This window comes from Adhaeribacter terreus (assembly GCF_042657365.1).
Lineage (GTDB): Bacteria > Bacteroidota > Bacteroidia > Cytophagales > Hymenobacteraceae > Adhaeribacter_A > Adhaeribacter_A terreus.
This window is the reverse complement of record NZ_JBHSKT010000001.1, coordinates 587,507-600,831: the sequence shown is the minus strand read 5'-3', so window position 1 is coordinate 600,831 and position 13,325 is coordinate 587,507. Positions and strand designations below refer to the sequence as shown.

Sequence of the window (13,325 nt, the reverse complement as noted above, 5' to 3'; positions counted from 1 at the left end):
TTTCCGGCGGCTAAAACGCTATGCTTTTTGCCCTGAAAACTCGTAATGAATTTCGGGTTAATAATTACAAACGCAACCATTCTTCAATAAACTGAAGATAGGTTTTACCGATCGGCAATTGTACCCCGGAAGCAAACTGTACTTTCTGATTGGATATGGATTTCACTTTGGAAACGGATACAATAAACCGCCGGTGAATTCTTTTAAACTTATCTTCCGGCAGTTTTTCCAGTACCTTCTGCAACGACATGAGGGTAAAAACAGGCTTTGCTTTCACCAGATGGATCTTGATGTATTTTTCGGAACTTTCAATGTATTCAATATCGGAAAGCGCAATTTTGATCCGCTGATATTCGGCATAAACTACCAGGCTTTCCGGGTTGGTTTCTGTCTGCGTTTGCCTGGCTGCGTGATGATCGAAAGCTTTTTGAAAAGCCTTCGCGAAACGATCGAACGTGAAGGGCTTCAAAAGAAAATCGACCGCTTCCAGTTCAAACCCTTCGTAGGCAAAGTTTTTATAAGCGGTGGTAAATATTACCATAGGTCTTTCCTTTAAAGAACGAATGAGATCTAAACCGGAAATATCGGGCATATTGATATCCAGAAACAATACATCTACCGGATTATGCCGCAGGAACTCGGCTCCTGTAAGGGCATCGTTAAAAGTTTGCACAAGCTGCAAGGCAGGAATTTTCATCGCGTAATTCCTGATCAGATTCAACGCTAAGGGTTCATCGTCTATGGCAATGCATTTGAGTGTCATTTTTCAGGAACTTGGCTAAAAATTTAAATGCGTTATGCAAACAATGTAAGGTCTACCGTGTAAAAACCGTTGTTGCTGGAAATTGTTAAGTTGTGCTTATCAGGGTAAAGATGCTGCAGCCTTTTTTCAGTATTTTTTAAACCAACACCGGTACGTTCTATTACGCGCGGCTGAGCAAAGATCTTATTCTGGCAAAAGAAATGGATCGTTTCATCATCTACCTCCAGGTTAATAGTAATCCGGGCTTCTTCGTGGCTGCTGATACCATATTTAAAAACATTCTCAATATAGGTCATCAGAATAAGCGGTGAAATCTGTTTTTCTTGCAAAGTACCGCTAACCGTAAAATCTACCGTCATGTTTTTGCCCAGGCGCAGTTTGTGCAGATCTATAAAATCGGCGATGCAACTTACTTCATCTTCGAGCGGTACAAAATCTTTGGTTGCTTCGTCGGTTATGTAGCGCATAATGTTGGAAAGCTTCATGATCGATGCTGACGTTTCCGGATGCTGATCTACCGATAAGGAATAAATATTATTGAGCGTATTGAATAAAAAATGCGGGTTGATCTGGGCTTTCAGGAAAGATAATTCGGCGTTCGCTTTTTCGGTTTCGGCCTGCAAAGCGCGCTTCTCCGTAACCCGCCACTGCTTAATAACCCGAAGAGCCAACCCCAACGACACCAGAATAATAAAAAGGATACAGGCTACCGGATCGATGCGAAAGAGAGAAATTGGAGGATACGTTACGCCGGTTTTCTGTAAAATTTGCCGGAGCATGCCATTAAAAGGCTTCAGGAAATAAAAAGCAATAAACAGCGCCAGCAAAATAGCCCAGAACTTACCGAATTTCTTTTGCTGGTAGAATTCAGGTACGAGGTAGTAGTAATTGAAAAAGTATAGCCCTCCGAATAAAATACAAAACACCCAGTAAAATGGCGCCGAAAGAATATTTGCTGCTTCCTCCCAATTATCGGTCCAGAAGAAAATAAAGGGCATGGCAAAGAAAACGCCCCATATTAAAGCAAGACGAAAAACCTTTAACACCGTATTATGCATATACAAAAGCATGTATTTCTCTGAAATGAACCGCAGCCTTTGCCCCTGACTTGCAGTCTGTACCTGTAACCAGTAACATTTCGATTTCAGATAAGTTAAGTACATATTTTAATATTTCTACCAACAAGTATAATATTGTTTACCTCCGTTACCCATAAAAAAAAACCCCGAAAGATTCGGGGGCCTTTTTAATACTAACATTTATTCCACTAATAGTTTATTATCACCTAAACCTATAAGCCTGATTTTACCGCCTTAATTAACGTTCTACAGCATACTGTAAAACCCAATTAAGCATGTGTGCAAATTACTTTTCCCTTAGAATTTACCTTATCACTTCATGAATTTCTTCCTAGAACAGCGTAAAACATGTGGTATTACTTCAGCCAGATCAAGTGTTTCAGATAAACCAGTAGTTATCACCTTTTAATTATGCATTACAAAAATAATGCAGGCACCCGGGAAAGAAATGCATGTATCCACGAAGACCGCAAATGTATCTACGAATGGTATTTAGGGTCCTTATGAATAATATTTCAGCGCATCATTTACTACTGAAAACGGTATGCTTTGGCACAAAAAAACTCCCTGCCAGCAAGCAGGGAGTTTTTCATGTAAAAAGGATAGCGTTTTACTATTATTCCACGATCAGTTTACGAACTGCTGTTCCTTTTTCGCCGGAAACGTTCAGCAGGTAAATACCTTTAGCTGTTCCTTCCAGGTTCAGTTGCTCTAAGCCGCCTTTAGCAAGCTGCTTTTTCAGCACTTTACCCGTCAGGTCCGTAACTACTAATTCATAGGTTTTGCCGGTTGGTAGATCAATATTGAAAATTCCGTTGCCCGGGTTCGGAAATACGTTAAGTTGCGTTGCAAGGGTAGCATCTTTCACACCTGTTGGCCCTGAAATGCGTTTGATCTCGATGTTGTCGATCAGGTTGGCCGTTCCGGCTCCATTTGCATACGCTTCCTTCACGCTCGATTCAATAGAGATCTGCAACCCACTACGGTTCATATAATTTCTCAGGTCAACTTTCACTTTCTGCCAGCTTATCGGGGTACCGGAGAACGGAGGACGATATGTAGCACCAACCTGCACGCCATCAACCAATACGCGGAGGTTGGTATTGGCATTTGCAGCTTTAAACAACTGTTTCAGGTCGAAGGTCAGCATTAAGGTATCTGTAGGGTTACCTGCGCTTGGGTCGAAGCAAATATACAGCGCCGATAAGTTTTCCGGGTTACTGGTCCATGGGTCTATTACACCGGTCGGAAGCGTCCAGCTGGCATGATTCACACCGTCCATAATAATACCTTTGGTAGAACCCGTACCATTTGCTGCAGCTGCACTTTCTACAATAGCAGATCTCGATTTTACAACCGTGCGTAATTGTGCAACTCCGTTACCTGCTGGTTCAAAATCGAATACTGGCGGAAGGCTTGTAAAAGTAGAGTTGGCAATGGTATAAGTTGCCGCGTTGTTTGTTGCATCCATATCTCCGGTCATATTCACGGTAACTTCAATAGTATGGTTACCTGACGCAGAAAGGTTAGCCATCTGGTTAAAAGTAAAGTTAGCCGTTGCACCGGAAGCCAGAGAACCGGTAAAGTTTTCCGTTACGGGAGTGCCACTATTCACACTATAAGAAACTGTAAATCCGGAAACCGATGTAGGCCCTACGTTCTGAATTACAGCCGTAATTGGTTCTGCATTGGTCAGGCCACAAAGTTTATTGATCGGTACTACTTCGTTTACCGCCAGGTTGTTGGTATTGTCAATAATACGCACATCGTCGAAAGCAAAACCATCGTCTACGCCGGCATTATCGGACCCAAAAGCTACTCGCAGCAATACAGAAGATTGGCCGCCTAAACCGGTAAGCCGGTGTCTAACCGTTTTCCAGCCATTAGAGCCGTTGCTGGTAGCATTGCGGCCAGTCCAGCCTTGGGCTGATGCTGCCGCCTGACCACCAGGACCACCGTTAATGGTATTGTCGTTGTACCAATTATTCGGATCGCCTTTCGCGCCTACTATTTGCCAGGTTACACCACCATCAATAGAAGATTGCAACACCGCACCGTCCATACTGAATTCAGAATTCCACCAGGCTTTCATTTCGAAATCCGGGTCTGGTAAACCAGCGAAGTTGAAGCATGGACCAACTACGTAAGAATGTTCATTGGCAAAATAACTTCCGCTTAGATTCGTTACCCACGATTTTGTACCGCCTCCGGCTGTATTGATCACCGGTTTAGCCGGAGTACCCAAGGCCCACGAAGAAGCTGAACCGCCAGCTAACCAGCCACCGTTTCCGTTTTCAAAACCTTCGGTATATGGCAGCGTTGAAATTACCGGAATAGTGGTTACCATTTTTACAAGTGAATCATTCGCAGCCAGATTATCACCGGGAACATTCGTTCTGGCAATAATTGTGTGGGTTCCAACTGTGCTTAGGTTAGCTTTTGCAGTGAAAGTATAGTTTGCCGTTGCATTTGGTGCAAACGGACCAGCTGCCACTTCATTTACAACGCCACCATTATCAACTCTAAAGGAAACCGGAATGCCTGGTAAGGTTGTGCCGCCCTGATTTTTTACGGTAATGGTTACTGTTTCCTGGTTGGATAAGCCACAACCACTATTAGGGGTAATAATTGCCGTTATGCTGCCATCGGTAGCAGGAGCTTCATAGATCATCACGTCGTCAAAAGCGAAGCCATCGTATTGTGTTCCGGCATCAGACCCGAAAGCAACGCGCAGACGCACGGATGATTGCCCGCCTAAACCCGTAAGGGCATGTTTTACCGTAACCCAGCCTCCAGAACCATTATTGGTCGCATTTCGGCCGGTCCAGCCTTGAGCGGCAGCAGCTGCTTGCCCGCCCGGAGCGCCACTTATGGTATTATCGTTGTACCAGTTATTCGGGTCGCCAAATGCGCCTACGTTTTGCCAGCTTGCACCACCATCTACAGAAGATTGCAACACTGCACCGTCATAACTGAAATCTGAATTCCACCAGGCCTTCATTTCAAAAACTGGGGCAGCAAGGCCGCTGAAATTGAAACAAGGGCTTACTACCTGCGATTTTTCATTTGCATTATGATTAGTAGTAAGATTGGTTACATAGGCTTTGGTACCGGAAGCCGCGGAATTGATGGTTGCCTTAGCCGGTGTACCCCAAGCCCAGGAAGAAGCTACCCCTTCAGCGATCCAGCCACCATTATAGGTTTCGAAATTTTCTGAATACGGATACGTAGTTACCAAAGGAATAACATCAAATACTTTGCTTACACCATCGTTCGCGGCAACAGCATCACCCGTTAAATCCGTTTGCGCTGCAAGAGTATAATTGTTAGGAACACTTAAGTTTGCTTTCGTATTGAAAGTATAGGTTATGGAAGCACCCGGAGCCAGCGGCCCGGCAAAAATTTCCGTAACCGGCGTACCACCGTTTATGATATAAGAAACAGGAATGTTGCTTTGCGCTGCACTGCCAAAGTTATTCAGGGTAACTGAAACAACTTCCTGGTTAGTCAGGCCGCAGCCACCATTCGGTGTGAGAATAGCACTGATACCAGCATCAGCCGGTGCCGGAACAAACTCATAAGCTCCCGGATCTGGCATAGTTGCACTGCGGATCGCACCGTTTAGATCATCTGTAATTACAGTCTGCGCAACGCCAATATTATTCAGAGGACCTGCTATTGGCAACAGGTTTCCGGCGGCAACATTTGTAAAATAAGAATCGGCAGATACTGAATTTTGATCGTAAGCATTAGCATTTGCCGTTTTCCAGTCGGCCAGGGTAATTCTGTCTGCTGAATAATAACCTGTTTTACCGGAAGAACCAATATACAAGTTATTACCATTACTCTGGAGTGCAATGCCCGAAGCAGCCAGATAAATAGCGTACTTATTGGTAGCATTGCTGGTCAGGGAAATATTGTTGTTCAAAAAACGCACATTGGTAACGGCAGAATTGAACCACATACCACGCAGCGTTCCATAAGAAATTGCCGGATCGTCGGCAGATATTGTATTGTGGTAATACCAGGTATTGTTCCCGCCGCTGTTATAGAATGCATACGTAGTGCCCCCGTTATTATTCAGGTTATACCCCAGGTTATTCGAGTAGATGTTTTCTGAACCAACCGTACCGGCACTGGTGCAATAATACAGGTAAACGGTACCAGTTTTAGAAGTTGCAGCATCGTGGGTATTATGCACTTTGTTCTTTCTGATCTGGTTACCAATAGAAGTGTTTACCAGGTAAATACCATAAAAAGCACTGCCATTCGCACGCACAGCCCGGCTGATATCGTTTCCTTCCACCACGCTATTCGTTACATTGTTCAGGTACATGCCATAAAAGTATGCATCTTTTACCTGGTTGTTCTTCACCTGATTGCTAACGGCTCCCAGATTTCCTGAAGTACCGTTAATACAAATTCCACAATAACCACCATTAATAATGTTATTCTGGATCAGGTTATTGCTGCCATTATTTCCGGATGCAGTAGAACCTGTACCCGCCACAATACCATTTACAGACGATGAAGTAGATGTTAATGGCAGGTTTAGCGTATTGTTGGTAATGATATTATGATCAGCATTATTTTTAATCTGAATGCCAGTGCCAGTAGTAGCTCCTGCAGCCAAGGCAATGTTAAAGTTGTTGATCTTTACATAATCTGCACCATCGAGGGTAAAAATACCCGTATGCGTAGTGCCTGGAGAAAACGAAACGGTATTCCCGTTGCCTTCAAAAGTCACGGTATTGGTAGCGCTGGCACCGTTTATGGCTGCTAAGGTTACCTGTTCGTTGTAAGGGCCGCTATTCGCTGCAACTGTAAATGTTACCGGACCGCTAACGCCGCAACTGTTAAGTTCCTGACGGGCAGCCGCAAACGAAGTATAATTTGTAGCGGACGCGGGGCTGTTTTTATCGATCGTATAGTTACCGCTTAAAGCATTGCAGGCAACAATTGTTACTTGCATGGTATCATTCCCAATAAAACCGTCCGCCAGGTTGTTTGGTTGCGTACTCCAGGCTTTGATCTTATGGGTACCATTCGGGAATATAAAATTACCGATAGTAACTGGTGCAGAAACGGCGTTCGTAGCCAAAGCCGGCGATGCAGTAAAAGGGAAGTTATTTAAAACGGTAGTGCCATTCACGCTAAAACCCAGGGTTGCTGCATTTAACGAACTTGAGCCGAAGTTTTTTACCGTAACCATTACCGGCAGGCTTACATTTGGCGCAACTGGCGAAGTTGGTGCAGTAATGGCTGTTACTCCAATATCGTTCGGCAACAAGGTACTGGCCGATACTGCAAAAACGTGCAGAATTTCGTTGGCAGCAGTAGAGGTTTTAGTAAACTTTATACTCTGAATGAGTTTGGTTGTATTGGCAGCATTCAGGTTCAGGATATATTGATACAAACGTGGGTTATTAGCCGGGTTTTCAATAACGTTATCTGATCTTCTAACCCGGCCAATCGTTTTAATTGCTATCGGAGCAGTACCATCGAACCAGTTTGGTACTGCGTTACCCGCAAAAGCTTCTGTAGTGCCATCGGTGTAATGAATAGTGGCAGAGAAAGTACACCCGTAAGCCGAAGTAACCAGCAAGTTAATTTTATCTGCTGAACGCGGATTTACGAATACCAACGTATCGGTATTATTGGTAGTCGTGATTCTGAGGGAGTTATTGGCATTATAAGGCGCCATCTGAAAACTAAGCCCCGGGGTAGCGGCGCTGTTAATAAGCCCGCCGGTAGGTAAAAATGATGCCGGAGTCTGGTTAGATGGGTTTACATAACTCTGGGCTACCAGATTAAAGCCTACACCATCTATTTCGTCGGGCGCTGAACTTATTGCCGTTCCGGTACCTTCCGATATCACGTCGGCCGAGAAGCCTGTAACGGGTACGGTTGCATGGGTAAAGTTTTGCGCTTCAGCCTGAAGACAAACTGCAGCAGCAAAAGATGCTAGTAATATTTTTTTCATTAAAAGTTTTTTGAATGATGAAAATTTAAAATGTGGCGGATAATTAAGTTTCTCTTTTTAAGTTCCTCATAGGCAGTTTTCTCCTAATAATGCATAAATAGATTGTAATATATTTTGAATGGATCGGCCCGTATCAGAAGTATGTCTGAACAAAAGTTTTGTATCCTTAAATGAAGAAAACGGCTTCCCAAACCGGCATTTTGCAAGCGTTATTTTGTTGCATAAATACAGCAGTTAAACCAGGCAAGAGCTTAAAAGAAAAGTGCCCTGAAAACTCTTACCGGGCACTTTTTAAGGCAAAAAGGGTAGCGTTTTTACAGGAGGGAATAAAAAAACTCCTGCCGGAAAACCAGCAGGAGTTTTTCCCTCCAAAAGGATAGCGTTTTTATTCTACGATCAGCTTTCTTACAACGAAGCCTTTTTCACCGGAAACTTTCAGCAGGTAAATTCCCTTTGCAGTTCCTTCCAGGTTTAGTTGGTTCGTTCCGCCTTTTGCAGCATGCTTCATCAGCACTTTACCGGTCAGGTCGGTTACTACAAATTCGTACGTTTTGCCTTCAGGAAGTTCAATATTGAAAATTCCGTTGCTTGGGTTCGGGAATACGTTAAGGTGAGCCGCAAGCATTGCATCTTTCACACCAGTTGGTCCGGCAACGCGTTTGATCTCGATGTTGTCGATCAGGTTGGCCGTTCCGGCGCCGTTATCATACGTTTCTTTTACGCTCGATTCAAAGCCAATCTGGATAGTCGGATCATTTATGTATGCATTCAGGTTTACTTTTACTTTCTGCCAGGTATTTGTGCCGGAAACCGGTTGATACGTTTGGCCTACCTGGGTACCATTAACCGTAATCCGGAAGTTGGTGTTTTCAATTGCCGTTTTAAACAACTGCTTCATATCGAATGTCAGGATCAAAGAATCGGTTGCTGCACCTGTTCCGGTAGAAGCACATAAATAAACTGCTGCAAAATTATCCGGATTAGTCGTCCAAGGGTTGGTTGCACCGGTTGGCGTTACCCAGCCTGCATGATCTACCCCATCCATGATCATGCCTTTAGTACCGGTTCCGTTGCTGCCGCCATTATTTACTTTAACAGCAGAATTCGGTTTTACTACGGTACGGAAATTTGAAATGCCCGTATTTACAGTTTCAAAATCCATTTTAACCGGTAAAGTCGGCAACAGGTAATTGGTAATGTCCAGGTTATTCTGATTGTTGTTTACGATGTTGTCGCCGGTAAGCTGGGTAGTAGCAGTTATTTGGTAATTACCCGCAGTAGCCAGATTTGCTTTGGTATTGAAAGTATAAGTAGCCGTGGCATTGGAAGCAATAGAACCCGTAAAGGTTTCAGGAGCAGCAATTGCTACGCCATTTACAGAATAAGTAACCGGAATGGAAGTCTGGGTAGTTGCTCCGAAGTTTTTGATCGTAACCGAAATGGTTTCTGCAACCGATAAACCGCAAATGGTGCTGTCTGGTCCTGAAACTGCAACAATACCAACGTCGTTGCCAACTGCTATGAATTCATAAGCGCCCATATCCGGAGTAGTTATGTTCCGGGTAACTCCCATAAAATCGTCGGTTACATTTACAAGTGGTTGGCCCAGGTTATCGAGGGTTGGAGCCGTTGGTTTCAGATCGCCGGAAGCATAGTTTGTAAACAGCGGGTTAATAGTTACCGAATTCTGATCATAGGCATTTCCATTAACAGCTTTCCAATCGGCTAAGGTAAGTTTTGGAACGCCCACAAGATAACCAACGAAACCTGCAGTTCCCATATGAAAGTCGTTGTTATTGCTTTCCAGAGAAATAGCATTTCCTGTTACGTTAATACCAAAACTGGAATTAGTAACCGCACTTGGCAGCGAAATGATATTGTTTCTAAACTTCACGTTGTTGATATTCCCGTTAAAGTACATACCATTTATGGTCGAATAGCTGTCTGTCGGGTCTGTTGCAACCGTATTATTATCGAAATAAGTACCGTGACTATTTGTATTATACAGAGCGAGTAAATTCCCTCCCTTACTATTGATCTTGTAAATCAGGTTATTCTTGATAATGTTCTCATTACCAGGAGCTGTAGCGGCGTTACTGATACTAATACCATACGTATTGGTTGTAGATGCAAGAGGAGCCACCATATCATGCGTATTATGTATCCGGTTCTTGCTGACAATGCTATTCTTGCTAACCGCAACAACCTCGATACCTGTAAAATTACCAGAAACAGTAAGCGTTGGGCGGCTGATATCGTTGCTTTCTACCAAAGTACCATTTGCATCGTTTATGCTGATTCCGTAATAATAAGAATCCTTTACTTGGTTTCCCGTTATCTGGTTGTTTACTGCGTACATCCCTTCAGCAGCACCTAATATCTTAATGCCGGTACCACCCCCGGTTATAATATTGTTCTGGATCTTTGTAAAGCTGGTATTATTGCCTTTTGAAAAAAGATCGGCACCGGCAGTAATCCCGCTTACACTTGAATAATTTCCCACAGGCAAATTAATGGTGTTATTTGAGATCGTATTATTATCGGCTGCATTGAGCAACTGCACGCCCCAACCGGTAGTTACGCCTGTAGGAAGTGTAAATACAAAATTGTTCACCTTCACGAATTTTGCGCCGTTCAACACAAAAATGCCTGGTCTTAAACCTGGTGTAACCGAAACGGTATTGCCGGAACCTTCAAAAGTCACAGTATTGGTAGCGCTAGTGTAAGGAATATTCATTAGCTCCACCTGCTCGTTGTATGGACCAGTTCCAGCTGCAACAGTAATAACTACCGGGCCAGCAACGCCGCAGGAATTGAGCTTCTGAACCACTTCTGCAAAGCTCTGGAAGTTTGCGCCTGCAGTCGGGTTGTTTTTATTAATGGTATAGTTACCGGCCAATGGCGCACAGGAAACAATATTCAGAATTGTGGTGTCATTCACGGCTAATCCATCTGCAGCAGCATTTGGGTTCTGGCTCCAGACTTTAACGGTAGCGTTTCCGGTCGGAAAAGTATAATTACCAATAGAAACTGGTGCGCTGGTTGCCTGTAGACTATTCAGGCTACCGGTCCAGGAGTAGGGCGTTTGCGTTACATTATTAACCTTCCAGCCAATGGTTGCTGAGGTAAGGGTTGCGGTACCAAAGTTCTTCAATGTAACCTGTACCGATTGCGATACACCTGGCGTTAACGGGGAAGTTGGCGATGTAATAGCGGTAACGCCTGCATCATTCACCACTGGGGTAAATTCATAAGCCCCCATATCTGGAGTAGTTGTGCTACGCGTTATGCCATTAATAGCATCAGTTACGGCTGGTAATGGCTGCCCGGAATTGTTTAATGCAGGCGCCAACGGTTGCAGATAAGTTGGGCTAACGAATAATGGATCTACTGAAAGCGAATTCTGGTCGTAAATACCGCCGCTTGAAACTTTCCAGTCTGTAAGCGTAGTAAAATTTACCGACGAAGAATAACCAATATGACCCGAACCCCCAACTACCATGTTGTTGTAGTTACTTGCCAGAGAAATACCGCTACTTCCTAAGTAAATTGCAAATGAACCACCGGAAGACGCTGTAAGTGAAACAATATTATTGTTAAATTTTAAATTACTTGCTGCCTGGGTAATATTAAGGCCGCGCACTATTGTGTAAATAATATTCGGGTTATCGGCAGAAACAGTATTGTGATAGTAAAAAGTACCGCTTCCTCCTTCGTTCAATAAAGCATCTAATGGCCCGCCGTTATTGTTTATGTTGTAGATCAGGTTGTTTTTGATAATATTTTCGCTGCCAGCCGGAGCCGATGAAGAAGTATGAATACCACGTACAATCGTTAAAGTAGAAGAAGCCATATCGTGGGTATTGTGGATGCGGTTCTTGTTTACGATGGTATTAATGGTAGTACCTGTAAGGCTGATACCGTATAAACTCTGGGTATTAATCCGGGTCGGACGGCTAATGTCATTTCCTTCTATAAGCGTACCCGAGCCGCCGCTGGAAACAACAATACCATAAGCGCGAGGGTCACGCACAATATTGCCAACAATCTGGTTTCCCGTAGTTGAGGCGTTTCCAAATAAAATAATACCATAAGTTCCGCCATTTACAATGTTGTTCTGAAGCAGTAAATTGTTAGCATTGTTTCCTCCGGAAGCTCCGGCCCTTATGCCGCTTTGTTCCAGGGCAGTAGAAGCTACTGACAGGTTTACGGTACAATTCGAAACAATATCGTTATCCGATGCATTGGTAAAGAAAACGCCATGACCGGTTGAAGCCTGATCAACATCTAATCTGAAATTATTTACCTTCACATGATCAGCGCCATTGAAAGTTAGCAATCCCTGGGTGCCCGAGCCGGAAATGATATTGCCGTTTCCTTCAAAAGTGATCTTATTGGTTGCACTGGTTCCGGAAATTACAGGCAAAGTAACTACGCCAGCATAAGGACCTGAATTCGGGGCAACCGTAAAAGTAACCGGCCCGCTAACCCCGCAAGTTGCTAAAGCCTGGACTGCTGCAATTACGGAAGTAAAATTGGTAGCAGAAGCCGCCGCATTTTTATTGATCGTGTAATTTCCGCTCAGGGTTGTGCAGGAAAAAACACTGATCGTGGTTGTGTCATTAGCCGCGTTACCGTCGGTTACGCCGTTCGGTAATTTGCTCCAGGCTTTTAGTACATGTGCGCCTGCCGGAAAAGTAAAATTGCCAATGGCAACCGCTGCTGTTACGCCATTAGTAGCCAGATTGCCTGACCAGGCAAAGGTTGGCTGAACTACCCCGTTTACGCTAAAACCTAAAGTAGCGGAAGTAAGTGGCCCGGTACCGAAATTCTTTACCGTTACCGATACCGGCTGGCTTGAGTTGGCCGTTACAGACGACATCGGGGAATTTATGGCATTTACCCCCGCATCGTTGGCAGACTGAGCTCTTGCTCCGTAGCCTGATAGTAGCCCCAAAGCAATAAGTACAAATTTTTTCATTTAAATAATTTAAGAAGTGATGATAAACAGAGACATGCCTTATAAACCCTTCTGTATAAATTCTTTACAGAGACTTTACCAGACATAATAATTGGAATTTATTTTATTGCCTGATCATCACCTATCTTGTATGCTTTAACAACACGCTTGTATCCACGAACAGCAGATAGTCAAAATCAACATAGCTTATTAAGAAAATTTGATCTGGTAAAAACTGCATGATCAGCAAAAAAAAACTCCTGTTGGTTAGCCCAACAGGAGTTTTTTGGTTAAAAACCATAGCGTTTTTTTTAATATTTTAAGTTGAGTTTCCTAAAGGTTAGAAATGTAACGGCGCCAAAGATGCTTTGTCGTTAATATCATTATCTTAAAGGCTGTATAAATATTAGAATGCTAAGATAAAAGGGAGCTATCAGGTGTAAATAAAGGCGCGAACCAAAGTTATTTACATTTCACGCCTTCTGTCTACCAAGAGGCCTTCAGTTGATTCTGAAGGCCTTTTCTATTTACTTAAACTCA

At 43.6% G+C, this 13,325-nt stretch carries 4 protein-coding genes; all 4 read right to left on the bottom strand.

Features of this window, described 5'->3' with window-relative positions:
* Nucleotides 1–64: 64 nt before the first annotated feature.
* Nucleotides 65–763: a LytR/AlgR family response regulator transcription factor gene (locus ACFPIB_RS02470; protein WP_378015834.1), complete on the bottom strand. Its 699-nt coding sequence runs from the start codon at nucleotides 761–763 to the stop codon at nucleotides 65–67.
* 32 nt (nucleotides 764–795) lie between these two features.
* Nucleotides 796–1,761 (bottom strand): sensor histidine kinase, encoded by a 966-nt coding sequence (locus tag ACFPIB_RS02465; RefSeq protein WP_378015833.1) that lies wholly within the window; start codon nucleotides 1,759–1,761, stop codon nucleotides 796–798.
* 697 nt (nucleotides 1,762–2,458) lie between these two features.
* Nucleotides 2,459–7,825 carry a T9SS type A sorting domain-containing protein gene (locus ACFPIB_RS02460; RefSeq protein WP_378015832.1) on the bottom strand — a complete coding sequence of 1,789 codons (5,367 nt, stop codon included), beginning with the start codon at nucleotides 7,823–7,825 and terminating at the stop codon, nucleotides 2,459–2,461.
* A gap of 385 nt (nucleotides 7,826–8,210) precedes the next feature.
* Complete coding sequence (locus ACFPIB_RS02455) at nucleotides 8,211–12,806, bottom strand: T9SS type A sorting domain-containing protein (RefSeq protein ID WP_378015831.1); 4,596 nt, start codon at nucleotides 12,804–12,806, stop codon at nucleotides 8,211–8,213.
* Between the last annotated feature and the right edge of the window lie 519 nt (nucleotides 12,807–13,325).

Excerpts from the sequence above, each read along its gene's own strand:
- ACFPIB_RS02470 (WP_378015834.1), bottom strand. The coding sequence starts at position 763 with ATGACACTCAAATGCATTGCCATAGACGATGAACCCTTAGCGTTGAAT.
- ACFPIB_RS02465 (WP_378015833.1), bottom strand. The coding sequence starts at position 1,761 with ATGCCCTTTATTTTCTTCTGGACCGATAATTGGGAGGAAGCAGCAAAT.
- ACFPIB_RS02460 (WP_378015832.1), bottom strand. The coding sequence starts at position 7,825 with ATGAAAAAAATATTACTAGCATCTTTTGCTGCTGCAGTTTGTCTTCAG.
- ACFPIB_RS02455 (WP_378015831.1), bottom strand. The coding sequence starts at position 12,806 with ATGAAAAAATTTGTACTTATTGCTTTGGGGCTACTATCAGGCTACGGA.